Source organism: Brevundimonas sp. (genome assembly GCF_024711105.1).
In the GTDB taxonomy this organism is placed as follows: Bacteria; Pseudomonadota; Alphaproteobacteria; order Caulobacterales; family Caulobacteraceae; genus Brevundimonas.
Genome location: NZ_JANJTL010000160.1, coordinates 1 through 24,587, shown reverse-complemented (window position 1 = coordinate 24,587; position 24,587 = coordinate 1). Strand labels below are relative to the sequence as shown.

The 24,587-nt window shown below is 69.9% G+C and carries 30 protein-coding genes and 1 tRNA gene; 8 read left to right on the top strand and 23 right to left on the bottom strand.

Annotated features, from left to right (window positions below):
- From Q0M60_RS12760 to Q0M60_RS12750, 3 genes are all read right to left on the bottom strand, one after another.
- Positions 1–449, bottom strand: a 449-nt coding sequence (locus Q0M60_RS12760) for a YaiI/YqxD family protein (RefSeq protein ID WP_296820129.1), incomplete at its 3' end; no start/stop codon positions are given.
- A 19-nt stretch (positions 450–468) separates the two neighbouring features.
- Complete coding sequence (gene ada, locus Q0M60_RS12755) at positions 469–1,533, bottom strand: bifunctional DNA-binding transcriptional regulator/O6-methylguanine-DNA methyltransferase Ada (protein ID WP_296820126.1); 1,065 nt, start codon at positions 1,531–1,533, stop codon at positions 469–471.
- 88 nt (positions 1,534–1,621) lie between these two features.
- On the bottom strand, positions 1,622–2,905 hold the full coding sequence (locus Q0M60_RS12750; RefSeq protein ID WP_296820124.1) for an EAL domain-containing protein: 1,284 nt from the start codon (positions 2,903–2,905) through the stop codon (positions 1,622–1,624).
- Positions 2,906–2,993: 88 nt separating this feature from the next.
- Here Q0M60_RS12750 and Q0M60_RS12745 point away from each other — a divergent pair, with 88 nt between their 5' ends.
- Entirely contained in the window at positions 2,994–3,764 is a 771-nt protein-coding gene (locus tag Q0M60_RS12745) for an SDR family NAD(P)-dependent oxidoreductase (RefSeq protein ID WP_296820121.1), read from the top strand.
- Positions 3,765–3,780: 16 nt separating this feature from the next.
- Here the strand turns inward: Q0M60_RS12745 and Q0M60_RS12740 are convergent, their stop codons facing one another.
- From Q0M60_RS12740 to Q0M60_RS12730, 3 genes are all read right to left on the bottom strand, one after another.
- Positions 3,781–4,293 (bottom strand): response regulator, encoded by a 513-nt coding sequence (locus tag Q0M60_RS12740; RefSeq protein ID WP_296820117.1) that lies wholly within the window; start codon positions 4,291–4,293, stop codon positions 3,781–3,783.
- A gap of 93 nt (positions 4,294–4,386) precedes the next feature.
- A complete protein-coding gene (locus Q0M60_RS12735) occupies positions 4,387–5,223 on the bottom strand; it encodes a M23 family metallopeptidase (protein WP_296820115.1) in 837 nt (278 codons plus the stop codon).
- Entirely contained in the window at positions 5,220–5,432 is a 213-nt protein-coding gene (locus Q0M60_RS12730; RefSeq protein WP_296820112.1) for a DUF2093 domain-containing protein, read from the bottom strand. The genes Q0M60_RS12735 and Q0M60_RS12730 overlap by 4 nt, the downstream gene beginning before the upstream one ends.
- 85 nt (positions 5,433–5,517) lie before the next feature.
- Here Q0M60_RS12730 and Q0M60_RS12725 point away from each other — a divergent pair, with 85 nt between their 5' ends.
- Entirely contained in the window at positions 5,518–6,222 is a 705-nt protein-coding gene (locus Q0M60_RS12725) for a TetR/AcrR family transcriptional regulator (protein ID WP_296820109.1), read from the top strand.
- Positions 6,219–6,971, top strand: a complete 753-nt coding sequence (locus tag Q0M60_RS12720) for a LytTR family DNA-binding domain-containing protein (RefSeq protein ID WP_296820106.1) — start codon at positions 6,219–6,221, stop codon at positions 6,969–6,971. Before Q0M60_RS12725 ends, Q0M60_RS12720 begins: the two co-directional genes overlap by 4 nt.
- On the opposite strand, the gene Q0M60_RS12715 is transcribed toward Q0M60_RS12720, so the two are convergent.
- The 4 genes from Q0M60_RS12715 to glpK all read right to left on the bottom strand — a co-directional run bounded on the left by Q0M60_RS12715 (position 6,968) and on the right by glpK (position 11,084).
- Positions 6,968–8,428, bottom strand: coding sequence for a carotenoid oxygenase family protein (locus tag Q0M60_RS12715; protein ID WP_296820103.1), 1,461 nt, complete (start codon positions 8,426–8,428; stop codon positions 6,968–6,970). The two genes, Q0M60_RS12720 and Q0M60_RS12715, sit on opposite strands and share 4 nt — an antisense overlap.
- An 11-nt stretch (positions 8,429–8,439) precedes the next feature.
- Positions 8,440–8,859: a DUF2141 domain-containing protein gene (locus tag Q0M60_RS12710; RefSeq protein ID WP_296820101.1), complete on the bottom strand. Its 420-nt coding sequence runs from the start codon at positions 8,857–8,859 to the stop codon at positions 8,440–8,442.
- A 150-nt stretch (positions 8,860–9,009) separates the two neighbouring features.
- Positions 9,010–9,564 carry a GNAT family N-acetyltransferase gene (locus tag Q0M60_RS12705; RefSeq protein ID WP_296820098.1) on the bottom strand — a complete coding sequence of 185 codons (555 nt, stop codon included), beginning with the start codon at positions 9,562–9,564 and terminating at the stop codon, positions 9,010–9,012.
- A 32-nt stretch (positions 9,565–9,596) separates the two neighbouring features.
- Positions 9,597–11,084 carry a glycerol kinase GlpK gene (gene glpK / locus Q0M60_RS12700; protein ID WP_296820094.1) on the bottom strand — a complete coding sequence of 496 codons (1,488 nt, stop codon included), beginning with the start codon at positions 11,082–11,084 and terminating at the stop codon, positions 9,597–9,599.
- A gap of 47 nt (positions 11,085–11,131) precedes the next feature.
- Here glpK and Q0M60_RS12695 point away from each other — a divergent pair, with 47 nt between their 5' ends.
- Positions 11,132–12,109, top strand: coding sequence for a threonine/serine dehydratase (locus Q0M60_RS12695; RefSeq protein WP_296820092.1), 978 nt, complete (start codon positions 11,132–11,134; stop codon positions 12,107–12,109).
- Entirely contained in the window at positions 12,106–12,579 is a 474-nt protein-coding gene (locus Q0M60_RS12690) for a MaoC family dehydratase (protein ID WP_296820089.1), read from the top strand. The genes Q0M60_RS12695 and Q0M60_RS12690 overlap by 4 nt, the downstream gene beginning before the upstream one ends.
- Here the strand turns inward: Q0M60_RS12690 and Q0M60_RS12685 are convergent.
- The 3 genes from Q0M60_RS12685 to Q0M60_RS12675 all read right to left on the bottom strand — a co-directional run bounded on the left by Q0M60_RS12685 (position 12,576) and on the right by Q0M60_RS12675 (position 15,071).
- The gene (locus Q0M60_RS12685; protein ID WP_296820087.1) at positions 12,576–12,725 is read right to left on the bottom strand and encodes a hypothetical protein; all 150 of its coding nucleotides are present in this window, start codon (positions 12,723–12,725) and stop codon (positions 12,576–12,578) included. The genes Q0M60_RS12690 and Q0M60_RS12685 overlap by 4 nt on opposite strands.
- A 30-nt stretch (positions 12,726–12,755) precedes the next feature.
- Positions 12,756–14,744, bottom strand: a complete 1,989-nt coding sequence (locus tag Q0M60_RS12680; RefSeq protein WP_296820085.1) for a potassium transporter Kup — start codon at positions 14,742–14,744, stop codon at positions 12,756–12,758.
- A gap of 75 nt (positions 14,745–14,819) precedes the next feature.
- Entirely contained in the window at positions 14,820–15,071 is a 252-nt protein-coding gene (locus Q0M60_RS12675) for a hypothetical protein (protein WP_296820083.1), read from the bottom strand.
- Between the two features lie 64 nt (positions 15,072–15,135).
- On the opposite strand from Q0M60_RS12675, the gene Q0M60_RS12670 reads away from it, so the two are divergent.
- Both Q0M60_RS12670 and Q0M60_RS12665 read left to right on the top strand, forming a co-directional pair.
- The gene (locus Q0M60_RS12670) at positions 15,136–15,558 is read left to right on the top strand and encodes an Rrf2 family transcriptional regulator (RefSeq protein ID WP_296820081.1); all 423 of its coding nucleotides are present in this window, start codon (positions 15,136–15,138) and stop codon (positions 15,556–15,558) included.
- Between the two features lie 52 nt (positions 15,559–15,610).
- Complete coding sequence (locus Q0M60_RS12665) at positions 15,611–16,432, top strand: SDR family oxidoreductase (RefSeq protein WP_296820079.1); 822 nt, start codon at positions 15,611–15,613, stop codon at positions 16,430–16,432.
- A 35-nt stretch (positions 16,433–16,467) separates the two neighbouring features.
- Here Q0M60_RS12665 and Q0M60_RS12660 read toward each other — a convergent pair.
- Positions 16,468–16,553, bottom strand: a tRNA-Leu gene (locus tag Q0M60_RS12660).
- A 47-nt stretch (positions 16,554–16,600) separates the two neighbouring features.
- Between Q0M60_RS12660 and Q0M60_RS12655 the strand changes: the two genes are divergently transcribed.
- The gene (locus Q0M60_RS12655) at positions 16,601–17,260 is read left to right on the top strand and encodes a sulfotransferase family 2 domain-containing protein (protein WP_296820076.1); all 660 of its coding nucleotides are present in this window, start codon (positions 16,601–16,603) and stop codon (positions 17,258–17,260) included.
- Here the strand turns inward: Q0M60_RS12655 and Q0M60_RS12650 are convergent.
- The 9 genes from Q0M60_RS12650 to Q0M60_RS12610 form a co-directional block, all read right to left on the bottom strand.
- The gene (locus Q0M60_RS12650) at positions 17,257–18,276 is read right to left on the bottom strand and encodes a fumarylacetoacetate hydrolase family protein (RefSeq protein WP_296820073.1); all 1,020 of its coding nucleotides are present in this window, start codon (positions 18,274–18,276) and stop codon (positions 17,257–17,259) included. The two genes, Q0M60_RS12655 and Q0M60_RS12650, sit on opposite strands and share 4 nt — an antisense overlap.
- A gap of 25 nt (positions 18,277–18,301) precedes the next feature.
- Positions 18,302–18,934 carry a hypothetical protein gene (locus Q0M60_RS12645; protein ID WP_296820071.1) on the bottom strand — a complete coding sequence of 211 codons (633 nt, stop codon included), beginning with the start codon at positions 18,932–18,934 and terminating at the stop codon, positions 18,302–18,304.
- 80 nt (positions 18,935–19,014) lie between these two features.
- Positions 19,015–19,278 carry a hypothetical protein gene (locus Q0M60_RS12640; protein WP_296820068.1) on the bottom strand — a complete coding sequence of 88 codons (264 nt, stop codon included), beginning with the start codon at positions 19,276–19,278 and terminating at the stop codon, positions 19,015–19,017.
- A complete protein-coding gene (locus Q0M60_RS12635) occupies positions 19,269–19,745 on the bottom strand; it encodes an isoprenylcysteine carboxylmethyltransferase family protein (RefSeq protein WP_296820067.1) in 477 nt (158 codons plus the stop codon). Before Q0M60_RS12635 ends, Q0M60_RS12640 begins: the two co-directional genes overlap by 10 nt.
- Positions 19,745–20,110 (bottom strand): cupin domain-containing protein, encoded by a 366-nt coding sequence (locus tag Q0M60_RS12630; RefSeq protein ID WP_296820066.1) that lies wholly within the window; start codon positions 20,108–20,110, stop codon positions 19,745–19,747. The genes Q0M60_RS12635 and Q0M60_RS12630 overlap by 1 nt, the downstream gene beginning before the upstream one ends.
- Positions 20,107–21,243 (bottom strand): homogentisate 1,2-dioxygenase, encoded by a 1,137-nt coding sequence (locus tag Q0M60_RS12625; RefSeq protein WP_296820064.1) that lies wholly within the window; start codon positions 21,241–21,243, stop codon positions 20,107–20,109. Before Q0M60_RS12625 ends, Q0M60_RS12630 begins: the two co-directional genes overlap by 4 nt.
- 38 nt (positions 21,244–21,281) lie before the next feature.
- The gene (locus tag Q0M60_RS12620; protein WP_296820062.1) at positions 21,282–22,922 is read right to left on the bottom strand and encodes a cisplatin damage response ATP-dependent DNA ligase; all 1,641 of its coding nucleotides are present in this window, start codon (positions 22,920–22,922) and stop codon (positions 21,282–21,284) included.
- A 93-nt stretch (positions 22,923–23,015) separates the two neighbouring features.
- Entirely contained in the window at positions 23,016–23,483 is a 468-nt protein-coding gene (locus Q0M60_RS12615; RefSeq protein ID WP_296820060.1) for an RcnB family protein, read from the bottom strand.
- A gap of 126 nt (positions 23,484–23,609) precedes the next feature.
- On the bottom strand, positions 23,610–24,587 hold a 978-nt coding region (locus Q0M60_RS12610; RefSeq protein WP_296820057.1), incomplete at its 5' end, for an ATP-binding protein.

The following is a 24,587-nucleotide window of genomic DNA, read 5'->3' as shown; positions in this document are numbered from 1 at the left end:
GCCTTGGGCCGCGCCCGCCGCGCGACCGTCACAGCCCGATCCAGGGCCTGGAGGAAGGCGGATCGGTCGCGCGCGCCGAACGGCGGCGGGCCCGGGGTGGCCAAGCCCATCGAGCGCAGGTGTTCGCCGACCATCCGGCCTGCCAGGGCAGAGCCGATCGAATCCGGCGTGAAAGTCTGACCGTTCGGCTTGATCGCCTGGGCGCCCGCCTTCAGGCAGCGGTCCGCCAGCGGGATGTCCGAGGTGACGACGACGTCGCCGGGGCCCGCGCGCTCTGCGATCCAGTCGTCGGCCAGATCGGGTCCCGCCTCGACCACCACCTGCTCGATCCACGGCGCGCGGCGCGTGTTGATCCAGCCGTTCGAGACGATGAAGACGTGCAGCCGGCAGCGTTCCGCGACGCGATAGACTTCCTCCTTCACCGGGCAGGCGTCGGCGTCGACGAAGATGCGCGGCTCGGCCAAGCGGTCAGGCGCTCCGCTCGCGGCGCAGCAGCTCCTGCTTGCGCTCGACGCCCCAGGCGTATCCCGTGAGTTTTCCGCCAGAGCCAACGACGCGGTGGCAGGGCACCACGACGCAGACGGGATTGGCCCCGCAGGCGGCGCCGACGGCGCGGGCTGCGCCCGGCGCGCCGACGGCCTCGGCCAGCCGGCCGTAGGTCCAGGTCTCGCCCGGCGGAATGTCGCGCAGCGCCCGCCAGACCTTCTGCTGGAAGGCCGTGCCGCGCACGTCGAGCGGCAGGTCGCGGCCGGGGTCGCGCGGATCGTCGATCAGTTGGGTGACGCGCCTGAGATGCGCGGCCAGGACCGGATCGTCGGCCACCACCTCGGCCCGGTCGAAGCGGGCGCGGAAGCGGGCCAGCATGAAGTCCGGATCGTCGCCGAGCTCGATGGAGCAGACTCCCTTGTCGGTGGCCGCCACCAGCACCTGACCCAGCGAGCAGGGCCCGACGGCCACCCGGATGGTCTCGCCCTGGCCGGCCTTCCGCCAGGCCGAGGGGGTCATGCCGAAACGCTTGTGGGCCGCGTCATAGAAGCGCGACGGCGCCCCGAAGCCGGCGTCATAGACCGCGTCGGTCACGCGCGCGCCGCTCTCCAGCGCGGCCTTGGCGCGGCGGTCGCGGACCTGGCTGGCGTAGGCTTTGGGCGTGACGCCGGTGCGCGCCTTGAACAGGCGGTGGAAGTGGAAGGACGACAGGCCAGCCTGGCGGGCGAGTTCGTCCAGGGTCGGCGGGGTCTCGGCCACCTCGATGGCGCGGCAGGCGGCGGCGATGACGTCGGCCCCGGGCCGGCCCTCGTCCGGCTTGCAGCGCAGGCAGGCGCGAAAGCCCTCGGCGCGGGCCTCCTCCGTCGTGGCGAAGAAGCGGACGTTCTCGCGCCGGGGCGCACGGGCCGGACAGCCCGGGCGGCAGTAGACGCCCGTGGTCTTGACCGCGATGACGAAGGCGTCGCGCAGCGAGGCGTCGCGGCGCGCCATCGCGTCATAGCGCTCGTCGTCGGTGAGGGTCGGCTCGGCGATCATCTCGGCCAGCATAGCGAAATCTCCGCGGGGATTGCGGATCATCGATAGGCTCGGGCCCGAAGGCGTGCGTCCCGCGACTTGCGGTCAATGTCCGGGAAGATCAGGCGTAGCGACGACGGGGAGCCGCGTCCCGGCCGCGGATGGCGGCGCGGACGAAGTCGGCCGGCGGCTCGGCCTCGGCCAGGACCTGCTCCTTGATGGCGCGCGGCTCGCCGAACAGGTGCCCCTGACCCAGCGACACCTCGAGATCGAGGATGTCGACGATCTGACGCTCGCCCTCGACCTTTTCGGCGATGACCTCCAGGCCGTAGCGGCGGGCCAGCTCGGCGAAGTCGGCGGGATGGATGTCCCGCAGCGCGCGCGCCTGGGGCTCCTCGGCCTCAAGCAGCTGTTCCAGAAGAAGCTCGGCCGACACCTTGATGAACTTGACGTCGGCGCGCTGCAGGTCGGCGAAATCGAGGTCTAGCGCCTGCACCTTGTCGATGGAGAAGCGGAAGCCCAGGTCGGCCAGCTTGGCCATGTTGCGGGCCTCGACCGGACCGCGCACGTCGAAGTTCGCCTGCCCCAGCTCGAAGATCAGGGAGTCCTTCAGGTCCCGGTTCTCGGACAGGAAGTCGAGGAACTGCGGGAAGAAGGTCTCGTCGGCCAGCGAGGTCAGGGCGATGTTGCAGAAGACACCGACACGGCGGTCCTGACGCGCCAGCCGACGCACGATCTGGGCGCAGCGGAACAGCAGCAGGTTGTCGATGGCCGCGGTCAGGCCCTCGTCCTCGGCGACGGCGAGGTATTCCGCCGGCATCATGACCCGGCCGGAGTCGTCGCGCAGGCGGGTGAAGCTCTCGTAGTAGAGGGTCTTGCGCTGCGGCAGGGTGACGATGGGCTGGAGGTAGAGGTCTACGCGGTTCTCGGTCAGGGCCTCGCGCACCTGGCTGACGACGGCGACGCTCTGGTGGCGGCGGCGGCCCTCGGCGGCGTCCATCGGCGGGGCGGCGCGTTCGACGGCGGCGAGCTTGGCGTCGAGGCTTTCGCTGAGCCGGCCGACCAGGGCCTCGAGCATGCGGACCTCGCCCGTCAGGGTCTCAGTTCGGTCGTCCTGTCCGGTCTGGACCGCGCCGGCGAGGTCGCCGATGGCGCCCTGCATGCTCTCCAGCGCGTCGGCCAGGAGGCGGTGCGCCTCGCGCACGGCGCTGATCTGCTTGCTGATCTGGGCCCGCCCGACCGCGCCCGCGATCAGCGCATGCACGCCTGCGCCCAGGCCCAGGCCGCCGAACAGGGCGGCCGTCGCCGCGCCCACGCCAAGACCGCTGCGCCAGAACAGGGCGGCGACGGTGAGCGCCAGGCAGGTCCAGGCGCCGATCAGGAAGGCGGTGGTCAGCTTCGACATGCGACCTTTCAGCCCCGACAGGGAATCGCTTGATTATCAGGCCATCCGCGGCCATCGGCTAGCAGGGAATTCGTCAGGGAGCGCAGCGATGGAACTCTTCGACCTTTCGGGCAAGTCGGCGATCATCACCGGCTCGTCGCGCGGCATCGGCAAGGCCATCGCCGAACGGCTGGCGGAACATGGTGCTCGGGTCGTCATCTCGTCACGCAAGGCCGGGCCCTGCCAGGAGGTCGCCGACGCCATCAACGCCCGCCACGGCGAGGGCCGGGCCATCGCCATCCCGGCCAACATCGGCTCCAAGGACGACCTGCGCCGGCTGGTCGACGAGACCGAGGCCGCCTTCGGCCAGATCGACATCCTGGTCTGCAACGCCGCGACCAATCCCTATGCGGGACCGATGGCGGGCATTTCGGACGAGCAGTTCGAGAAGATTCTCCAAAACAACGTCATCTCCAACCACTGGCTGATCCAGATGGTCGCGCCGGGGATGCTGAGCCGCAAGGACGGGGCGATCGTGGTTGTGTCCTCGATAGGGGGCTTGCGCGGCAACGCCCTGATCGGCGCCTACAACGTCTCGAAGGCCGCGGACATGCAGCTAGTGCGCAACCTGGCGGTGGAGTGGGGACCGTCGAACGTGCGCGTGAACTGCATCGCGCCCGGCCTGGTGCAGACCGACTTCGCCAAATACCTGTGGGAGAACCCGGACCTGCTCAAGCAGGTGACCGACCCGGCCCCCCTGAAGCGCATCGGCCAGCCGGACGAGATCGCGGGCGCGGCCGTCTATCTGGCCAGCCCGGCGTCGTCCTACATGACGGGTCAGACCCTGGTGGTCGACGGCGGCATCACCATCGCCTGGTGATCGGCCGCAGGCGCGATCAGCCGGCCTTGGCGGTTTCCGCCGGCGCGTCACCCTCCCGGCGCCACGGGCCGGCGTAGTTCCGGTTCGTCACCCGCCGGCGGCAGGGTCCGAAGTAACTTTCGGACTTCACGAAGGGCCGGGGCTTGTAGATGACCGCCTGGATGCGATCGAGGATCGCCTTGGCGGTGATCGGCTTGACCACGAACTCGGTCACGCCCGCGTCGCGGGCCTCGTAGACGCGGCTGCGCTCGGAGTGGCCGGTCATCATCACGATTGGCAGATAGGGGTTCGGGCTGTCAGCCGAATTGCGAATCAGACGGGTGAACTCGACCCCGTCGATCGGCGCCATGTTGAAGTCGACAATGGCCAGATCCGCCGGCCAGTCACGCAGGGCCTCGATCGCCTCGGCGCCGTCGCGCACCTCGCGGATACGACGAAAGCCCGCGGAATTCAGGATCGTCGCGGTGATCGCCCGCATGTGCTGGTTGTCATCCACCAGCAGGATCTGCAACGCCTGAAATGCCGACATGAACCCCTCAGCGTCCGGCCCCGGACGACGATTCCGGAATTGCTACGCCCATATGGTTGCCGACTGGTTGAGAAAACGCCGGGTTCTCCGTCCTCAGACGGACACGGCGCCGACCAGATTCGACGGGTCGAGGTTACGGTCCCGCCAGCGCGCGCGCCAGCACAGATGCGGCCCGGTCGCCCGGCCCGTCGCGCCGACACGCCCGATCCTCTGGCCGCGCGTCACGCGGTCGCCGCGCGCCACCTCAAGCCTGGACTGGTGCAGATAGACGGTGATCAGGCCCTGGCCGTGGTCGATGAAGGTCGTGCCGCCCTCATAGTGCAGGTCCGGCTCGGCGAGGACGACCAGGCCCGGGGCCGGGGCCAGGATGGCGGTTCCCGCCGGCGCTGCCAGGTCGATGCCGTAGTGCGGCCGGGCCGGCGTGCCGTTGAGAATGCGCTGCGAACCCCAGCGACTGGTGATGCGGAACTGCGCCAGCGGCCAGTCGAACCCGTCACCGAACCCCTCTGACGGATCGCGGCTGGCGTAGGCGGCGGCCTTGAGCTGGGCCTCGCGCTGAATGCGCTCCAGCAGCGCCGGATCGGTCGGATCGACGGTCGAGGGCGGCAGGCCCGAAATCCGCTGCGTCGGGAAATCGCCGGCGGAGATGTGCAGCCGCTCCTCGGCCCGCCAGCCGTCGAGACGGGCCTCCAGCAGCGTCGTGTCCGGCGCGTCGCGATCAAATCCGACCACGAACAGTCCGCTCGCGCCGGCGGCGGACAGGGCCTCGCCGTCGAGGAAGATCAGGGCTCCGGGCCGCGTCCGGCCGATAGCGTAGCCGCCCTGGATGAAGCGGCCGGTCAGGTTGAGACGTTCGGGACGGGACTGAGCCCACACTGCGGGCGCGAGGCCGGCGGCCAAGACGGCGGCGACGACGGCCCGTCGATTCACCGGCGTCCGGACGAGAAGGCCGTGAGCGCCTCGGCGGGGCCGGCGTAGGCCTCCTGCCGTTCGGCGCTCCAGTAGCGCAGGGCGTCCAGAGGGATGCGCTGGCCCGACACGGCGCAGATCACGAACCGGCCCGGCTTCAGCACGACGAACTCGCCGTCCCCGTAATGGAGCTGGGCGGGCTGGCCGAGGCTGGGGTCGTGGGCGTTCATGCCCGCAAGGATAAGTCTTCGGACCGGTCTTCGCCAGCCGCGACCGCTGTTCCGTTTTCCCGACACGCGCACTAGGCTTGGCCGCATGGCCGAGAACCGAACCGCCTCCGCGCCCAAGCCCGCCCGCCGGGGCCGTCCGCCCAAGGCGCGCGCCAACGGCGAGACGCGGGATTCTATCCTCGACGCCGCCGAGGACCTGTTCTCCAAGCATGGCTTCTACGGGGTGACGATCCGCGAAGTGGCGCGCGAGGCGGGCGTGGATACGGCCCTGGTCCACTATTACTTCGGGGCCAAGCGGGACCTGTTTGACGCGGTCTTCATTCGCCGGGCCGAGGTCTGGAACAACGAGCGGGTCGAGGCGATCAACCGCTATGCCGCCGAGGCCGGCGACGCCATGACGCTGGAGGGGCTGTTCGACGCGTTCCTCCGACCGCCCTTCCAGTGGTCGCTGAAGGGCGGGCCCGGCTGGAAACACTATTCGGCGCTGGTGGCCCAGACCAACGCCAACCCGACCTTCGGCGGCGAGACCATGGCCCGCTACTACGATCCGGCGATCCGGCGGCTGATCGAGCTGATCAAGCAGATCATGCCCGAGGCGCGGGAGGTGGATCTGTATTGGGCCTACCACATGCTGTCGGGGGCCCTGACGCTGACTCTGGCCGAGACCGGACGGCTGGACCGCCTGTCGAACGGCCTGTGCCGGTCCGGCGACCTGGAGACGGCCCAGGCCTATATGACCCGCTTCGCCGCGGCGGGTTTCCGTGCGGCCTGCGCGGCGCCCGAGGCGTGAGCAGACCCTTCTTCGACCGAGGCTTCCTGCGCGGGCTGGCCGTGGCCGTCGCGGCCGGCGGCGTCCTTGCCTTCGTCGGCGCCTTCGGGTCGGACGAGGCGCCGGTGGGCGTCCGCCTGCTGTACTGGATTCCCCTGATGGTCGTGGGCGGGCTGTGGGGGCACGCCTGCTCGCGCCTGATCGACCGATGGATCGACGAGGAGGGCCGGCCCTGGCTCAGCATCGGCCTGCTCACCGCCGTCATCACCGGGCCGCTCGCGGTTGTTGTCTGGGCCTATAGCGGCGTCCTGTTCCAGGGCGGTGCGCACAACCTCGAGGCCCTGCCCTTCTACCTGGCGCCGGTCGGGGTGATCACCCTGACGCTGGCGACGATCAACGTCTTCCTGATGCGGGCGCAGCCGACCGAGACCCATGCGGCGGCGCCCGGCGAGGCGCCGTCCCGCTTCCTGGAACGGCTGCCCTTCAAGCTGAAGGGCGCGACCATCCGCGCGGTCGAGGCCGAGGACCACTATCTGCGCGTCCACACCGACCGCGGCTCGGACCTGATCCTGATGCGCCTGTCCGACGCCGTGGCCGAGCTGGAGGGGCTTGAGGGCGCCCAGGTCCACCGCAGCTGGTGGGTGGCCAGGGACGCCGTCACCGGAGCCCGACGTGGCGACGGGCGCGCCACTCTGGAGCTGGAAGGCGGCCTCACGGTTCCGGTCAGCCGCCGCTATGCGCGGGCCCTGCGGGAAGCCGGCTGGTTCTAGGTCTGCCGCCACATCCCGTGGAACGCCGCCGGCAGGGCCACGTCCGCGCGCCATGTCGCGACGGGGCCCTCCTCGATGCGGGCGACGTCGAGGACGTGGAGTTCGGTGACCCGGTCCCTCAGGTTCAGGGACGGGCCGACCAGCCAGCCGTCAGCCTCCGAGGCGGAGCCGGGCTTGGGCGCGAAGATGGGTTCGTCGACGACATGCCCGCGGCCGAAGTCGAAGGCGCGGGTCTGGCCGGTCCTCCAGTCCGTCACGCCGATGGCCTGGGCGAACGGCGTCTCGGGGGTCTCGCCGGTCACGTGGAAGCTGAGGTGGCGGCGCAGGCCGGCGCGGCGCGGGTCGCTCTTCGGAAACTCGGCCGAGACGGCGGTGGTCTGGAGCTCGGCCGAGCCGTCGGCGCGCAGGGTCGCCAGCGCCAGGTGCGCGGGCTGGCCGGTCAGAGGGACGCCGTCCAGCACCTCGGTCGCGCCGCGCGCGGCGAAGCTCATGTCGGCGTGGGCGCAGACGTCGAAGCGGATGTCCGCGCCGTCCGACCAGGCGTCGCCGAGATGGAAGAAGCCGAAGGCCGGCAGGTCGAAGACGCGCCGGCGGGACAGGTCGGCCTTGTCGATGACCAGCACTTGGGTCCCGTCCTGGGGCCGCCACTCGAAGGCCTGGGACAGGGGGAAGGTCTGGCGCGCGTGCACCCACGGCTGGAGCACGATGACCAGATGCCGGTCCGTCGCCGTGAAGTCGTGGACGTAGGACGCGCGCGGCAGGTCGATGACCTCTGCGGCCTCCAAGTCGCCGGAGGCGGCGAGGCGCCAGACGATGGCGCGCTGGCCGGACATGCCGAGGTTCCAGATGCGGCCGTCCGGCTCGATGCGCGGATGGGCCAGGAACGGCATGGCGCGCAGGTCGGGCCTGAGCGTCACGAAGCCCTCGGTGGCCAGGGTCTCCGGGTCCATCGCCATGGGCGAGCCGGCCTCCCACAGGGCCCACAGCCGGTCACCGGCCATGATGACGGAGGTGTTGGCGGCGCTGGCGTCGTCGGGCGAGCCGATCTCCGCGCGCGGGTCCGAGGTGGTGCCGAAGCCGGGCATGACCATGGCGCCCAGCCGCTCTTCCTGGCGACGCTTTGGCGTGTCGACGAAGCGGGCCGAGAGCTGGGCCTCGCCGCCGCCGATCCGGAAGCGGCGCACCAGGCCGTCGCCGTCGAACCAGTGGCCGGCGCTGCGCCCCGGCCGCCGGAACTTCGCCGGGCCGTTGCGGAACAGGTCGCCTGACAGGCCGTCCGGCGCACGGCCGGCGACCAGCCGCATGGCGCGCGGCGCGATGTCGGCCTCGACGTCGGCGGTGGCCAGGCCCCAGTCGGGAGCGCTCATCGCTTGGGCGGCGCGCACCGCGTCCGGGGTGACGACCGCGGCGGACAGGGCCGCGGCGCCCATCAGGAAAGATCGGCGGGACGGGATCATCGGAGCCGGCCTCAGCGCAGGATCAGGGTCTGGGCGACGGCGCCGCTGGCCGTAAAGCGCGCCCGCTCCCAGCTGGCCGGGCCCATGTTGCCCACGGCGTTGTTCGAGAAGACGTAGGGCTCGGTCGGCAGGCCGAAGGGATTGCGGTCCATCTCGCCGTCGCCATCCAGATCGTGGAAGGCCTTCAGCGCATAGTCGCCGGCCGGCAGGCCCGCGAAACGCACGGTGACGGTCGAGCCCGAGACCTCTGCGCGCTGCACGCGCACCGGCCCGCCCGAACCGTCATAGGCGGCTTCGCTGTCGAACAGGGCGAGCATCACCTGGCCGGACGGATGCCCCACCTCGAAGGTGAAGCTGATGTCGGCGCCCGCGTCCTGGGCGAGGGCGGGCGTGGCGGCCAGCAGGGCGGCGGCGATCAGGGCGGTCTTCATGGTTCGTCTCTCCTCTGGTCGGCGAGCCGATGTGCTCGCGTCGATGAGGAGGTGATGGCGGCCGCGGTCGCGGCTTGCATTCGCAGATGCGCGGTTCGGCGGCCCACCTTCGTGAACGACCACCCGGCGCCGTTCACGAAGCGCGAACGGTCAGGTCAACCAGTCAAACCGCTTGCGGTTCTCGGCCCACTGCTCGCGGGTCTGGCCCCAGATGTCTACGGGGAGGTGATCGAAGGGCGCGGGCATCTGGCCGGGGCCTCGGTTGGTCGAGCCCAGCTTTCGCGCAACGCCCTGGGAGCCGAAGTTGTCCGGATCGATGCAGTGGATGATGTCGGTCCAGCCGAGATGATTGAAGGCCCAGTCCATTGCCGCGGCCGAGCCCTCAGTCCCATAACCCTTGCCGCCCTCGGAACGCAGGATGCTCCAGCCGACCTCCGTGCCCGGCCAGCCGTGCGGACGCCACGGCCCCAGCCGCCCGACCCAGCGGCCGGAGGCCTTCTCGATCACCGAGAAGAAGGCGAAGCCCTCGAGCTGCCAGCTGCCTGCGATCGTCATCATCTGGCGCCAGGTCGTGGATGGCGGGACGGCGCCGCCGATGAAGCGGACGTGCTCGGCGTCGCTCATCAGCTCGACGAAGCCGTCGAAGTCCTCGGCCCGGGTCGGACGGAGGATGAGGCGGGGCGTTTCGAGGACGGGACCGGTCATGACCCCCGGATACCGGCGAAGCTCGGCCGTGGCTAGGCGCGCGCGTGATGCAGGCAGGCATGGACCGCAGCGTCCCAGCCGGCCAGCAAGCGGGCGCGCTCGTCCGGCGCCATGCGGGGCGTCCAGACGGCGGGGGCCTCGTCGGGGCCGCCGTCGAGGCGGTCGGTGAGGCCGGCGCCCAGGGCGGCCAGCTTGGCGGCGCCCAGGGCGGTCATCTCCTGATAGGCGGGCCGCTCCACCGGAACGCCGCAGATGTCGGCCAGGAACTGCATGGCCCAGGCGTTGGCGGTCACCCCGCCGTCGACCTTGAGCCGGGCGGGTTGGGGCGCGCCGTCGGCGGCGAGCGCCTGGAGCAGGTCGCGGGTCTGGTAGGCCATGGCCTCGAGCCCCGCCCGGATGAAGTGCTCAGGACGCGTGTCGCGCGTCAGGCCGAAGACCGCGCCCCGCGCTTCGGCCTCCCACCAGGGCGCGCCCAGCCCGGTGAAGCCCGGCACCAGATAGACGCCGCCGTTGTCCTTCAGCGCCTGGGCCATCGCCTCGGATTCGCGGGAGGCGGTGATGACGCCGAGCCCGTCCCTCAGCCACTGGATGGTCGAGCCCGCCGAGAAGATCGACCCCTCCAGCGCATAGGCGAGCCTGCCCCCCGCCTGGTAGCCGACGGTCAACAGCAGCCTGTTCGTCGAGGCCGCGGGCGTGTCGCCCGTCACCGCCACGAGGAAGCCGCCGGTGCCGTAGGTCACCTTCACGGCCCCGGGCTCGAGGGCCCCATGGCCGACCAGGGCCGCCTGCTGGTCGCCGGCGCAGCCAGTGATCGCCAGGAGCCGGCCGAAATGCTCGGCCGCCGTCTCCCCGAAGGTTCCGGCGCAGGGGAGCACCTCTGGCAGCAAGGCGCGAGGCACGCCGAACAGGGCGCACAGGTCGTCGCGCCAGGCCAGCTCCTTCAGGCCGAACAGGCTGGTCCGCGACGCGTTGGTGACGTCGGTCACGAAGCGCTCGCCACGCGTCAGGCGGAACATCAGCCAGGCGTCGATCGTGCTTGCGCACAGCTCGCCCGCCTCCGCCCGCGCGCGCGCGCCTTCGACCTGATCGAGCAGCCAGGCGATCTTGGAGGCCGAGAAAGAGGGATCGAGCACCAGGCCCGTCGCGCCTTGGACCAGCGGCTCGTGCCCCGCCCTGGCGAGCGCGTCGGTCGCGTCCGCCGTGCGCCGGTCCTGCCAGACGATGGCGCGATGCAGCGGCCGGCCCGTCGCCCGCTCCCACAGGACGGTCGTCTCGCGCTGGTTGGTGACGCCGAGCGCCGCCACGCGCGACACGCCGCCGACCTCCGCCAAGGCCTCGCGGCAGACCTGGAGCGAGGCGCGCCAGATCTCTTCGGCGTCATGCTCGACCCAGCCGGGCGCCGGGAAATGCTGTTCCAGCGGGACCTGCGCGGTGGCCAGCGCCCGCCAGTCGCGGCTGTCGAACACCACCGCCCGGGTCGAGGTCGTGCCTTGGTCGAGGGCGAGGATCAGATGCGACAAGGCGAGGCTCCCTTACGTCATGCCGACTTTCGGCTAAGACTCGGTCGATGACCACTCTTCCGACCTTCGCCGATGTCGTGGACGCCGCCCGTGTGCTGAAGGGCCACGCCGTCCGCACGCCCCTGATCGAGAGCCCGGCCCTGAACGAACGGCTCGGCGGGCGGGTGCTGATGAAGGCCGAGAACCTGCAGGTGATCGGCGCCTTCAAGTTTCGCGGGGCCTACAATCGCATCGCCCGGCTGACGGCCGAGGAGCTGACGCGCGGCGTCGTGGCCTATTCGTCGGGCAACCACGCCCAGGCCGTGGCCGCCGCGGCCCGCCGGCTGGGAACCTCAGCCATCATCGTGATGCCGGCCGACAGTCCGGCCATCAAGGTCGCGGGCGTCATCGAGAACGGCGGCGAGGTCCGCACCTACGACCGCTACACCGAAAGCCGGGAGGCCATCGGCGAGGAGATCGCGCGCGAGCGGGGCTCCATCCTCGTGCGGCCCTTCGACGACCCCTTCGTCATCGCCGGCCAGGGCACGACAGGGCTGGAGATCCTGGAACAGGCCGATGCGCCGATCGACCAGCTGCTCTGCGGCTGTTCCGGCGGCGGGCTGATCGCCGGCATCAACCTGGCCTTCGAGACGAAGAGCGCTTCGACCCGCGTGATCGCGGTCGAGCCGGAGGTCTATGACGACACCGCCCGTTCGCTGGCGGCCGGCGAGCGCGTTGGCGTCGACCCGACCGGCAAGTCCATCTGCGACGCCCTGATGACCCCCATCCCGGGCGAGCTGACCTTTCCGATCAACCAGCGCCGGCTGGAACGCGCCGTCTCGGTCAGCGACCGCGAGGTGGCCGAGGCCGTGGCCTACGCCTTCAAGGCGCTGAAGCTGGTGGTCGAGCCCGGCGGCGCCGTGTCGCTCGCGGCGCTGCTCGCCGGCAAGGTCGAGGCCCAGGGCCTGACCACCGCCATCGTGATGTCGGGCGGCAATGTCGACCCGGCCCTGTTCTCGCAGATCATCGAGGGACGCTTCCCATGACCGACCGCGCCGCCATTCCCGCAAGCGAACTCGCCGGCCGTATCGGCCAGGAGGTGGGCGTCTCGGGCTGGATCACCGTCGACCAGGCCCGCATCGACGCCTTCGCCGACGCCACCGAGGACTGGCAGTTCATCCACGTCGATCCGGAAGCCGCGGCCAGGACGCCCTTCGGCGGCACGATCGCGCACGGCTTCCTGACGCTGAGCCTGCTGTCGAAGATGACCTATGAGGCCACCCCGGTGCTGGAAGGCGTGGTGATGGGCATCAACTACGGCTTCGACAAGGTCCGCTTCCTCCAGCCCGTCCGCGCCGGCTCACGCGTGCGCGGCCGCTTCAAGCTGCTGGAGGCCGCCGAGAAGGACGGCGGCCGCTGGCTGCTCAAGCATGAGGTGACGGTGGAAATCGAAGGCCAGCCCAAGCCGGCGCTGATCGCCGAATGGCTGGGTATGCAGGTGCTGCAGCCCTCCTAGGCCGGACGGGTCCGGTTCCGCAGGCGCTCGGCCCACATCCACATCCGATGGCGGAAAATCGCCCGGAAAAGCGAGCCGCGCAGCGCATGCGTGCGCCTTTGCTCGCGGATGGAGGCTTCGTTCAAGCTGACGGTGATGTCTTCCATGCAGACTAAACGCCTGGACCTGAGCCGGGTTCAGACGGCGACCTGGGCGCCCATCTCGACCACCCGCCCAGGCGGGATGTGGAAGAAGTCCGTCGGATTGGCCGCGTTGCGCATCAGGAAGATGTAGAGCCGGTCCTGCCACAGGGGCATGCCCTGCTGGGCCGAGGGAACGACTGAGCGCCGGCCCAGGAAGAAGCTCGTCGACATGATGTCGAACTTCAGCCCCATCTTGCGGCAGACGCTGAGCGCGCGCGGAATGTGCGGGCTTTCCATGAAGCCGTAGTTGAGGATCACCCGCTTGAAGTCGGGGCTGATGACCTCGATCTCGATGCGCTTGTCGTCGGGGACTCGCGGACGGTCGGTGGTCCGGACCGACAGGATGACATTCTTCTCGTGCAGCACCTTGTTGTGCTTGAGATTGTGCATCAGGGCGACCGGTGCGACCTCGGGATCCGAGGTCAAGAAGATAGCCGTGCCCGCGCACCGCTGCGGCGGGCGGGCCTGCAGCATGGCGACGAGGTCCGACAGCGGCAGGGAGTCCCGGCGCGACTTCTCGGTGAGGATCTGGGTCCCGCGGTGCCAGGTCCACATGACCATGACGAGCCCCAGGCCGAGCACGATCGGCATCCAGGCGCCGTCCGGGATCTTCAGGGCGTTCGAGCTCAGGAAGGTCACGTCCAGCACCAGGAAGGGCGTGAGCGCCAGGACCGACAACGGCAGGGACCACTTCCACAGCCGGCGCACGATGAACCAGGCCAGCAGGGTGTCGACCAGCATGGCGCCCGTGACCGCGATGCCGTAGGCGGCCGCCAGTCCCGACGACGTCTGGAAGAAGGCCAGGAGCACCAGCACCCCGACCATCAGCATCATGTTCACCGACGGCACGAAGATCTGCCCGGATTGCGTCTCGGACGTGCGGCGGATGGTGATGCGCGGCAAAAGGCCCAGCTGCACCGCCTGCTGGGTGATGGAGAAGGCGCCGGTGATCACCGCCTGCGAGGCGATCACGGTGGCGGCCGTGGCCAGCAAGAGCACCGGCCAATAGGCCATCTCCGGGATCATCTCCCAGAACGGGTTGATGCGCGCCTCACGGTCGGCCAGCACGAGCGCTCCCTGGCCGAGGTAGTTCAGGGTCAGGCAGGGCAGGACGAAGACGAGCCAGCCAGCGCGGATGGGCGCCTTTCCGAAGTGGCCCATGTCCGCATAGATCGCCTCCGCCCCCGTGACCGCGAGGAAGACGCTGCCGAGGATGACGAAGCCGAGAAAGCCGTTGTCGATGAGGAAGAGCAGGCCGTAGTGCGGCGACAGGGCCCGCAGGATCGAGATGTCGTCGAAGATGTGCAGGACGCCGAGCCCCGCCAGACACAGGAACCACAGCGCCGTGATCGGGCCGAACCACTTGGCCACGCTGGCGGTGCCGCGCGACTGGATCATGAACAGGCCGACGAGGATGCCGGCGGCGATGATCAGGACGTAAGGATCGAGGGCGCCGTTCAGGCCAGGGGCGTCCCTCAGGCCCTCCGCCGCCGACAACACTGAAACGGCCGGCGTGATGATGCCATCGCCGTAGAACAGCGCGGCGCCCAGGACGCCGAGGAAGAAGACGATGGCGGAGCGCTGTCCGATGGCCCGCTGGGCCAGGGCCATGAGGGCCAAGGTGCCGCCCTCGCCCTTGTTGTCGGCCTTCATCAGGAAGACGACGTATTTCAGCGTCACGATCAGGATCAGGGCCCAGAACACCAGCGAGACCACGCCCAGCACGGCCAGTTCGGCCTCGCCGCCGGAGCGCGAATGCGCCAGGGCCTCGCGCATGGCGTAGAGCGGGCTGGTGCCGATGTCGCCGAAGACAACGCCGACGGCGCCGAGCGCCAGGCCGAACAGTCCCGCGCGGCCATGGCCGCCGTGCGCCTCTGGGGCGGCGGAATCCTGCGATGTCGATTGGTCGGCCGGCGGCGCGCCGTCGGCGGTCGGCTCGGGCCCGGGGGAGACGGGCGGCGAGCCGGGGCTATCCCCAGCCATTCATGACCTCCGGGCCGCAGGTGTCGGGGCCCTTCTCGAATGCGGGGGGCGCCATACGCCCTTTCGCCGGCCGGTTCAATCGCCCGCGGGCCCGGGCGACGAGCGGCCCTTCGACGCCGCGCGAAGGCGCCTTCGGATCAGGCCGCCGGCCAAAACCGCGACGCCGGCGAGCCAGATCAGAGCCGTCACCAACCATTGGTTGTCCGACGACAAGTCAAACGGGCCCGTGCGAACGACCACGGTCGCCGCCACGCAGGCGATCACCACGATGAAGGAGAAGAAGATGGCTCGGAACACGCCGCGGATTCTAGCGCGCGCGGCGGCCACCCGTCACGCGGGACCGACGGATTTGTAACCTGAGCCGCGCCGCCTTACCTTTGGCGCGAACGCCATGTCCGACAGCCAGCAGTTTCCCGTCGCCGCCCACGCCCTGGCCTATCTGGCCCACAAGGGCGCCGACGCGCCCGAACGCGCGGTGTCCTCGACGCTCCTGGCGGCCTCCATGCCGACGAACCCCGTCGTCGTGCGCCGCGTGACCGCCCAGCTGGCCCGCGCCGGCCTGATCGCCACCCGGGCCGGCGCCGCGGGCGGGGCCTGGCTGCTCAAGCCGGCCGATCGGATCACGTTGGACGAGGTGCTGCGCGCCGTCGACGGCTGCGCGCACCTCGGCAAGCCGCCGCCCGGCGCCCGCGGCTGTCCGGTCGGTGAGCGCATCCCGCGCCAGGTGGCCAAGGCCATCGGCCTGGCCGACGCGGCCGCCCAGGCCAGGCTGGGCCAGATCACCGTCGCCGATCTTCTGGAGGAGACGGCTTGAACCGGCCGGTTCGGCGTGCTGCTTTCGGCCGCGTCAGCTTTTGGCGAGCCTCATGACCGTTCCCGGCGATCCGTCCGCCCGCCGCCTCGCCCTGATCACCGGGGCCTCGGCCGGCATCGGCCAGCAGCTGGCGCGCGTCTACGCCGAGCACGGCTGGGACGTGGCCCTCACCGCCCGCCGCGCCGACCGCCTGGAGCAGCTGGCGGACGAGCTGAAGATGCGCGCGGGCGTGGAAACCCTCGTCCTTCCAGAGGATCTGGCCGATCCGGCCGCGCCGGAACGCCTGCTGGCCGAGATCGAGGCGCGCGACCGGGTCGTCGACGCCCTGGTCAACAACGCCGGCTATTCGCGCGTCGAGGGCTTCCAGGCCACGCCGTGGGACCAGCACCGCGCGATGCTGCAGGTCATGCTCCTGGCGCCCACCGAGCTGACTCACCGGGTCCTGCCGGGCATGTGCGAGCGCCGCTTCGGTCGGATCCTCAATGTGGCCTCCCTGGCGGGCTACATGCCCGCGACCGGCGGCGACACCCTCTACGGGCCGATCAAGAGCTTCCTGACCAAGGCGTCGGCCGGCCTGCACCTGGAGGTGCGCTCCAGAGACGTGCACGTCACCGCGCTCTGCCCCGGCTACACCTGGAGCGAGTTCCACGACGTCAACGGCCAGCGTCAGGCGATCTCGCACGCCACGCCCGAATGGGCCTGGATGGGCGCCGATGAGGTCGCCCGCGCCGGCTACGAGGCATGCGAGGCCAACCGGCCGATCTGCGTCCCCGGCGCCCCGAACAAGGCCACCTCGGCCATCCTGAAGGCCCTGCCCGATGAATGGACGCTGGCGCTCGCCGCCCGCCACGCGGAGCGGTTGGGCCGGCTCTAGAGACCGTTCGCTGCGGTATCGCCGCGCGACTCCCTTGGTGCCCCGGGTCGGACTCGAACCAACACGCCGTTTCCGGCAGCAGATTTTGAGTCTGCCGCGTCTACCATTTCGCCACCGGGGCTGACCGGAGGGAGCGCAGGCGATAGCCGGGCGGGGCTCAAGGCGTCAATGCGCCGCGGCTTGACCGGAACGGCGCGGCCCGCGCCCAATGGCGGGATGGGCGTGCTTTCGACAGAGAACCGATTCGTCTTCATCCACGTGCCGAAGACGGCGGGCCAGAGCCTGTCGCGCGTGTTGGCCACGCGCGGCAAGCGCTTCGGGGCGTGCAAGGCGTTGCTGGAATCGGCGGGCGACCGGGACGGTATCCAGCACCCTGAACACATTCGGGCTCGGGAGGTGGCGGCCTTTCTCGGCCCGAAGTGGGATCGCTTCTACACCTTCGCGATCGTGCGCAATCCGTGGGATCGGATGGTGTCCCTCTATCACTTCATCCGCCAGACCCCGTCGCACCCGCAACACGCCCTGACCTGCGCCCAGACCTTCTCGGAGTTCGTCGACCATCCGGACCGGATCCTGAAGCGACCCCAGAGCGACTGGTTGGAGGGAGAGGACGGCAGGCTGCTCGTGTCGGAAGTCGTTCGCTACGAGGAACTCAACGAGGCCTATCCGCGGTTCATGGCGCGCTGCGGTTTCGACACGCCGCCTGAGTTGCCCGTGACCAACGCCAGCGAACGGGGCTCCTATCGGAGTTACTTTGATCGCGAGCTGGCCCACCGCGTCGGGGAGCTCTACGCAGAGGATGTCGAGCGCTTCGGCTACAGCTTCTAGGCCGCGCTGAGCGGCCTCGTCACCGTCTGTTCGATCGCCCCAAAAATCGAGTGGTGCCTTTCGTCGAGCATCTCGATGCGCACCGTGTCACCGTACTTGAGGAAGCTCGTTTCCGGCTTGCCGCGCAGGATGGTTTCGACGGTGCGGACCTCGGCGATGCAGGAATAGCCAAGGCCGCCTTCGGAGACCGGCTTTCCGGGGCCGCCGTCGGCGTCGCGGTTCGAGACGGTGCCCGAGCCGATGATCGAGCCGGCGCCCAGCGACCGGGTCTTGGCCAGGTGGGCGATGAGCGTGCCGAAATCGAAGGTCATGTCGACGCCGGCGTCGGCCTTGCCGAAGGGCTGGTCGTTCAACGTCACCGAGAGTTCGCCGTGCAGCTTGCCGTCCTTGAAGCGGTCGCCCAGTGCGTCGGGGGTGACGAAGACGGGCGACAGCGCGCTGGCCGGCTTGGACTGGACGAAGCCGAAGCCCTTGGCCAGTTCGGCGGGGATCAGGTTGCGCAGGGACACGTCATTGACCAGGCCGACCAGGCGGATATGCGACAGCGCCTCTTCGCGGCTCACGCCCTGCGGCACGTCGCCGGTGACCACCACCACCTCGGCCTCGAGGTCACAGCCCCAGGCCTCGTCGGCGAGCGGGATCGGGTCGCGCGGGCCCAGCATGGAGTCCGAGCCGCCCTGGTACATCAGGGGATCGGTCCAGAAGCTGTCGGGCATCTCGGCGCCGCGCGCCTGACGGACCAAGGCGACGTGGTTCACATACGCGGATCCATCCGCCCACTGATAGGCGCGCGGCAGGGGCGCGGCGGCCTCGCGCTCGTGGAAGCGGCCGCGCGGGGCCGAGCCGTGGTCCAGCATCTCGGCCAGGTTGCGCAGCTCCGGCTCGCAGCGCTCCCAGTCGTCGAGCGCGGCCTGCAGCGTCGGCGCGATCAGGAAGGCGTCGGTGAACCAGGCGAGGTCGTTCGAGACGACGACGAGACGGCCGTCGCGGCCGGACTTGAGCGAGGCGAGCTTCATGCCGACCGGAGTAGCCGCCGGGGGGTCATTTGGGAAGGAGGTCGGCCTGGGCCTTTTGCATGTGTTGCCGGTTGTCCGGCGCCTTCCACCACTCCGCGAAGCCGTCGATCGCCGCGGAGACGGCGGCGCGGCGACCTCTCGGCGGCGGGGGAGGAGGAGGGCTTGCGGTCGGCCCTGGAACTCCTCCAGTGATCACCACCGTATTGAGATTGATGTTCGAGGCCACCGCAGACGAGGTCGATCCGTGGGCGGACTCCTCCTGAGTCTGACTCTGGGTGTCCCCGCGAGATTCAACTGGCGGCGCGGGGGGCGGCTCTCCATCATCGAGCGCCGCCTTGAGATGGCTCCAGTGACGATCGAGAGGCCCGCCGAAGTCCGCTACGCCCCCGAGGCCGGTGCGGATCGCCTCCGACAGCGCACGCGCCTTGGGAAAGACCTCTTCCCCTGTTGCCGTCTGCGCCTTGGCCAGGGTGTCGTCGATCTTCTTGCGGATGTCCTCGATGCGCCCGTCGGGGTCCTCTCGCCGGTTCTGGCCGGTCCAGCGGCCGAGCAGGAAAGCGATCACGGCCAGTGCAGCGACCGCGAGCAATAGGACCGCCAGCAGGGTCGGATCGACCATGGGCGGCGGCGGCTCCGGCGGAAACTCGTTGGGATACATACGCCTCCTCCCTGACGGCCGACCCACGCACAATGGCGCAGCTTTCGCCGGGAGCAACCGGAAAGGTTAACGCAGGTATCTCAGGGGCGCGGAATCGTGACGCTGGCGACCGCCTCGGCGGTGCGGGCGCCGACGGGGCGGACGCTGACCTCGATGCGGATCGCCTCGCCCTCGCCTTCCCAGAGGTAGTTGCGCTCGATCTCGACCTCGGCACCCGAGGCGGTGAAGCCCACGTAGGAATCGCCCCAGGGCGTGATGCGGCTGACCTCGGTCCAGCTCATGGCCAGCGCCTGGTCCAGCTCCTCCTCGACCAGGGCCGCCAGTTCGTCGTCGCTCACAGCCATCGCCGGACCCGGCTCACGTAGTCGCGGTAGGCCTGGCCGAACTTGCCTTCGAGATAGCGCTCCTCGCGCCGGATCACGAACAGGTCGATCATGACGAGGCACGGAACCAGCAGGGCCAACGCGACGGGCGCGTCCATCCCGACCGCCAGACCGGCATAGATTACGGCGAAGCCGACGTAGATCGGATTGCGGCTGAATCGATACACGCCGTCGGTCGCCAGCGCGGTCGACGCCTTCCAGGGTTCGATGGCGGTGCGTTTGCTGCGGAACCGCTCGGCGGCGGCGCCCTCGAGCATGAAGCCCACCACGATCAGGATCACCGCCCCCCAGCGCCGAACCATGTCCGGCAGGCCGAGGCTGAGGTCCGGCAGGACGTAGCGCTCGACCGCCCAGCCGATCAGCAGAAAGCCGAGATAGATCAGCGGCGGCGGCGCTATGACGCCGGGATTGTCCTTCGCTTCGCTCATCAGACGGTCGCCCCCATCGGCGCGGTGAACTCCGAGACGGGGGCGTCGCCGGTGTTCACGACCTCGCTCGGCTCGAAGATGATCACCTCGGCCTCCTCGTCGGCGGCGGTGCGGTGCTCGACCCCGCGCGGCACGACCAGGAACTGGCCGGGCTCAAGCTCGACCGCCCGGTCTCGGAACTCGACGCGGAAGCGTCCCTCCCAGACCAGGAACATCTCCTCGGCCTGGGCGTGGGTATGCCAGGGAAAGACGCCTTGAACCTTGACCAGCCGCACGTCCTGGCCGTTCAGCCGCGCAGCCACACGCGGCCGCCAGTGGTCGGAGAAGGCCGCGAACTTCTCGGCGAGGTCGACGGCCTGGCTCAATCGCGCGCCTTCCAGCTGTCGACATAGGCGTGGTTCTCGACCGAGGCGGCGCCCGGGCCGACGTCGAGCGGATCGCGGGTGTCGATCATCACGGCGTATTCGTCGGTGGCCTCCTTGTCCTGGACCAGCATCTTCTTCAGCGCCTTGGGGTGCGGCCCATGCGTGAACCCGGATGGGTGGAAGGTCATCATCCCGGCGTCGATGTTGTCCCGGCTGAAGAAGTCGCCGGCGTGGTAGAACAGCACCTCGTCGTAGTCGTCATTGTTGTGGAAGAACGGGATCTTGATCGCGCCCGGGTCCGTCTCGAACGGGCGCGGCGCGAAGGTGCAGACCACGAACCGGTCCGACAGGAAGGTCGTGTGGGCGCTGGGCGGCAGGTGGTAGCGCGCCGACAGCACCGGGCGGATGTCCTTCACGTTCAGGCGGACGGGCGCGAGCTCGCCGTGCCAGCCCACGGCGTCCAGCGGATTGTGCGGAAAGGTGACGGTCGACACCTCGCCGCGCTTCTTGATGCGGACGGCGAACTCGCCCTCCTCGAACTGGTGCGCCTTGAAGGCCTCGTCGATGACCGGCGTCTCCAGCATGGCCGGGTCGAAGATGGCGTGCGGTCCCAGCAGCCCCCGGTCGGGCAGGGTGTAGTGACTGTTGGTCGCCTCGATCATCAGGACCTGAAGCTCGCCGTCGGGGTTCAGCCGCCACATGGTTCCGCGCGGCAGATAGACGTAGTCGCCCGCCGAGACCCGCATCCGGCCATAGTCGCAGAACAGGTCGGCGGCGCCCCGGTGGATGAACAGCAGCTGGTCGCCGTCGGCGTTGCGGGCCAGGTCCGGCATGGCCGAGACCAGCTTCCAGAAGCGCACCTCCGTCGAGCGGTTGTGCAGCACGACCGGCGCGTCCCAGGGCGAGCCGCTCGCCTCGTTCAGGCCGTTCAGGTCATAGGCGCGGGGACGCAGCGGCCCCTCGAAGCTGGTCCAGCCGGTCGGCGGTTTGCGGTGATAGAGGAAGGCCGCCGGGCCAAAAAACCCCTCCTTGGAGATCTCCCGCTCATAGGTGCCTTCCGGCAGGTCGGCGTGGGCCTGTTTCGAATGCACCCCCTGCGCGCCGCGCACCGGGATCCAGTTGCCCTTGGCCATTCGGTCCTCCTGAGGTCGTCGCGGTCTTCCTACACCGGTCAGGCGCGCGCGGTCACCCGTCCGCCGCCGCGTTCGATGGCGTCGAGCAGGTCCATGACCGAATCCAGAGTGTCGGCCTCGCGCGCCGGCTTGTCCCAGCGGATGCGGCTGACGCGCGGAAAGCGCATCGCCACGCCCGACTTGTGCCGCGAGGAGCGCTGCAGGCCCTCGAAGGCGATCTCCAGCACCAGGCCAAAATCCCGCGTCGCCTTGACCGAGCGCACCGGTCCGAAGCGCTCGATGGTGTGGTCGCGCACGAACTTGTCCAGCCGCCTCAGCTCCTCATCGGTGAAGCCGAAATAGGACTTGCCGACCGGCGTCAGCACGCCCTCATCGGTCCAGACGCCGAAGGTGTAGTCGGAATAGAAGCTTGAGCGCTTTCCCGAGCCGCGCTGGGCGTACATCAGCACCGCGTCGATGACGTGCGGGTCGCGCTTCCACTTGAACCAGGGCCCCTTCGGCCGACCGGCGACATAGGGACTGTCCCAGCGCTTGAGCATCAGCCCCTCGGCCGCCGCCCCCACCGGCGGGTCGGCGCGCAGGGCCGCGAGCTGGTCCCAATTGGCGAAGTCGACCAGCGGCGAGAGACTCAGGCGCTCGCTGCCGATCCGGTCGACGAAGGCCCTCAGCCGCTCCCGCCGCTCGGTCAAAGGCAGACCCCGCAGGTCCTCATCGGCCTCCGACAGCACGTCATAGGCCACGACGCCGACCGGATGGCTGGCCATCAGCTTCGCATCCGCCGTCTTGCGGTTCAGCCGCTGCTGCAGGTCCGCGAAGGGGGCGACTTCGCCGTCGCGCACGACCAGGAGTTCGCCGTCCAGGACGCCCTCGAAGTCCAGCGCCTCCAGAAGGTCAGGGAAGCTCTTCGAAATCTCGTCGCCGGTCCGGGAGTAGATCCGCCGCGCCTCGCCCTCGAAGGACAGCTGCACCCGGATGCCGTCCCACTTCCATTCGGCGGCGAAGTCGGCGGGGTCCAGCGCGTTGATCTCGGCGTCGTCGAGCGCGTGGGCCAGCATGACGGGCCGGAAACGGCCGGGCGCTTCCCCGGGACGTTCGGCGCGGCCTTCCAGCCAGGCGAACAGCTCGCCGTAGGGCGGGGCCTGGTCGTGCCAGACCTCCTCGATGTCGGCCGCCTCGACCGGCTCGAGGTCATCGGGTCGGATCATGGCGAGCGCCGTGCGCGCCAGCCTCGCCGACAGCCCGACCCTGAGCGCCCCGGTGACGAGCTTGAGCAGGGCCCAGCGCCCGCGCGGCTCCAGCGCGTCAAGCCAGCGCTCCAGCAGGGACGGGACCTCGGCGCGCGTGGCGGTGCGCAGAGCCTCGACCACCTCCGACAGTTCAGGTTCGCGGTTCGGCCGATAGTCGGGATCGGGCGGCCAGATCAGAGACACCGTCTCGGCCATGTCGCCGACGTAGTCCCACGACCAGCCGAACAGCACCGGATCGACCCGCGCCTCGACGGCCTTTCGGATCATCGCGGGTTTGGCGGCGGTGAAGGCCAGATCGCCGGTCAGGGCCGCCAGCGCCCAGCCCCGGTCAGGATCGGGCGTCGCTTTCAGATAGTCGCGCACCAGCACGAGCTTGGCATTGCGCGATGAGGTCAGGGCCAGTCTGTCGAGAAGCTCCGAGAAGGCGCGCATGGCCCTCTAACGCACGGCGCCGCTCGCGGTTGGCAAGCGAAAACGCCCCGGAGGTCTCCCTCCGGGGCGCCGACGCCCGACCTTGTTCCGGACTTACTGGAACAGGCCGAAGATGACCGAGGCGATCACGCCCGTGGCGATGGCGGTCAGGACCACGTCGTTGCCGACCCGGGTGTACTGATAGCCGCGGGGCGGGGCCGACAGGCCGTACCGGCGGTGATCCACGACATAGGCGCGGGTCCGCCAATGCGACGGCACATGGTCGCCCCGGCGCCATTGCCGCTGGTAGTAGCCGCGCGGCGCCTGGTAGCGGCCGGCGTAGTAGCGGCGCTCGGCCCGCCGCTCCCAGCGGTCTTCACGGCGGTCCTCGCGGCGGTCGTACCGGTCGTCGCGGCGATCATCGCGACGGTCGTAGCGATCATCCCGGCGGTCGTCGCGGCGGTCATACCGGCTTTCGTAGCGGTCGCCGTCCCCATCGCCGCGATACTGCTGCGCGTCGGCCACGCCGGCCGTGCCGGCGAGAACCGAGAGGGCGACGGCGGCGGTGAGAAACTTCTTCATGACAACACTCCAGCTGGCGGGGCCGGAAAGTTTCCCGGCATGTCCGTCGTTGCAGCAGTCTTGAAGCGGAGCGCCTGAGCGCTGCCTGAACGGGCCCGGTCACCCTACGTTCATGCGCGCGGGGACTCAGGCCGCCTGGCGGAGCGCCTCCCGGCCGGCCGTGCAGCGTCCGAGCACCTCGGCCAGCGCCTTGAAGTCGATCGGCTTGTTCAGATAGGCGTCGGCGCCCGCAGCGAAACCGGCCTCGTGATCCTCGGCGCGCGCCGAGGCCGAGAGAACGACGACCGGCGTGTCGCGGTTCGGGCCGTCGACTTCACGCAATTTCCGCGTCGCCGTCAGGCCGTCCATGACCGGCATGTTCACGTCCATCAGGATCAGGTCGAAGGGCTCGACCGCGGCCGCCTCGAGCGCCGCCTGGCCATGCTCGGCCGCGACCGTCATGTGGCCCGACGAGGTCATCCAGGCGTCGATGATCATCCGGTTGACCGGGTGGTCCTCGACCACCAGCACCTTCAGGGCCTGGCCCGTCTCGATCTCGGCGGTCAGTGGCTGGGCGGCCCCAGGCTTGGTCCAGGCCACGACCTGCGCTTCCACCTCGAAGGTGAAGGTCGAGCCCTGGCCGAGGCGCGAGTCCACGCGGATCGTGCCGCCCATGATCTCGGCCAGGCGGCGCGAGATGGTCAGGCCCAGGCCCGTGCCGCCGAAGCGGCGGGTCGAGGAGTTGTCCAGCTGGGTGAAGGGTTCGAACAGCTTCTGCAGGTCGCCCGCCGCGATGCCCGGACCCGTGTCGGTTACGGCGAACCGGAAGCGGACGCGGTCGTCGCTGATCTTCTCGCTGTGGATGCGATAGTCGATACGGCCGGTCTCGGTGAACTTGATGGCGTTCGACAGAAGGTTCTGGAGGATCTGTCCGACTCGGACCGGATCGCCGCGCACGATGGCGGGCGTGTCGCCGAGGAACTCCGAGTGGAAGGTCAGATCCTTGGCCTGCGCCTGGGCCGAGGCGACGCCGGCGACGCGCTCGTGCAACTCGTCCAGGCTGACGTCGACAACGTCGAAGGCCATCTTGCCGGCCTCGATCTTGGTCATGTCGAGGATGTCGTT

Bases quoted from the DNA above. Each gene is read 5' to 3' on its own strand.
- Q0M60_RS12750 (WP_296820124.1), bottom strand. From the start codon at position 2,905: ATGTCGAAGCTGACCACCGCCTTCCTGATCGGCGCCTGGACCTGCCTG.
- Q0M60_RS12690 (WP_296820089.1), top strand. From the start codon at position 12,106: ATGACCGACCGCGCCGCCATTCCCGCAAGCGAACTCGCCGGCCGTATC.
- ada (WP_296820126.1), bottom strand. From the start codon at position 1,533: ATGCTGGCCGAGATGATCGCCGAGCCGACCCTCACCGACGACGAGCGC.
- Q0M60_RS12730 (WP_296820112.1), bottom strand. From the start codon at position 5,432: ATGAACGCCCACGACCCCAGCCTCGGCCAGCCCGCCCAGCTCCATTAC.
- Q0M60_RS12645 (WP_296820071.1), bottom strand. From the start codon at position 18,934: ATGTATCCCAACGAGTTTCCGCCGGAGCCGCCGCCGCCCATGGTCGAT.
- Q0M60_RS12650 (WP_296820073.1), bottom strand. From the start codon at position 18,276: ATGAAGCTCGCCTCGCTCAAGTCCGGCCGCGACGGCCGTCTCGTCGTC.
- Q0M60_RS12665 (WP_296820079.1), top strand. From the start codon at position 15,611: ATGACCGTTCCCGGCGATCCGTCCGCCCGCCGCCTCGCCCTGATCACC.
- Q0M60_RS12740 (WP_296820117.1), bottom strand. From the start codon at position 4,293: ATGTCGGCATTTCAGGCGTTGCAGATCCTGCTGGTGGATGACAACCAG.
- Q0M60_RS12680 (WP_296820085.1), bottom strand. From the start codon at position 14,744: ATGGCTGGGGATAGCCCCGGCTCGCCGCCCGTCTCCCCCGGGCCCGAG.
- Q0M60_RS12710 (WP_296820101.1), bottom strand. From the start codon at position 8,859: ATGAAGACCGCCCTGATCGCCGCCGCCCTGCTGGCCGCCACGCCCGCC.
- Q0M60_RS12695 (WP_296820092.1), top strand. From the start codon at position 11,132: ATGACCACTCTTCCGACCTTCGCCGATGTCGTGGACGCCGCCCGTGTG.
- Q0M60_RS12620 (WP_296820062.1), bottom strand. From the start codon at position 22,922: ATGCGCGCCTTCTCGGAGCTTCTCGACAGACTGGCCCTGACCTCATCG.
- Q0M60_RS12635 (WP_296820067.1), bottom strand. From the start codon at position 19,745: ATGAGCGAAGCGAAGGACAATCCCGGCGTCATAGCGCCGCCGCCGCTG.
- Q0M60_RS12625 (WP_296820064.1), bottom strand. From the start codon at position 21,243: ATGGCCAAGGGCAACTGGATCCCGGTGCGCGGCGCGCAGGGGGTGCAT.
- Q0M60_RS12745 (WP_296820121.1), top strand. From the start codon at position 2,994: ATGGAACTCTTCGACCTTTCGGGCAAGTCGGCGATCATCACCGGCTCG.
- Q0M60_RS12725 (WP_296820109.1), top strand. From the start codon at position 5,518: ATGGCCGAGAACCGAACCGCCTCCGCGCCCAAGCCCGCCCGCCGGGGC.
- Q0M60_RS12615 (WP_296820060.1), bottom strand. From the start codon at position 23,483: ATGAAGAAGTTTCTCACCGCCGCCGTCGCCCTCTCGGTTCTCGCCGGC.
- Q0M60_RS12670 (WP_296820081.1), top strand. From the start codon at position 15,136: ATGTCCGACAGCCAGCAGTTTCCCGTCGCCGCCCACGCCCTGGCCTAT.
- Q0M60_RS12640 (WP_296820068.1), bottom strand. From the start codon at position 19,278: ATGGCTGTGAGCGACGACGAACTGGCGGCCCTGGTCGAGGAGGAGCTG.
- Q0M60_RS12715 (WP_296820103.1), bottom strand. From the start codon at position 8,428: ATGATCCCGTCCCGCCGATCTTTCCTGATGGGCGCCGCGGCCCTGTCC.
- Q0M60_RS12685 (WP_296820087.1), bottom strand. From the start codon at position 12,725: ATGGAAGACATCACCGTCAGCTTGAACGAAGCCTCCATCCGCGAGCAA.
- Q0M60_RS12655 (WP_296820076.1), top strand. From the start codon at position 16,601: ATGCGCCGCGGCTTGACCGGAACGGCGCGGCCCGCGCCCAATGGCGGG.
- Q0M60_RS12705 (WP_296820098.1), bottom strand. From the start codon at position 9,564: ATGACCGGTCCCGTCCTCGAAACGCCCCGCCTCATCCTCCGTCCGACC.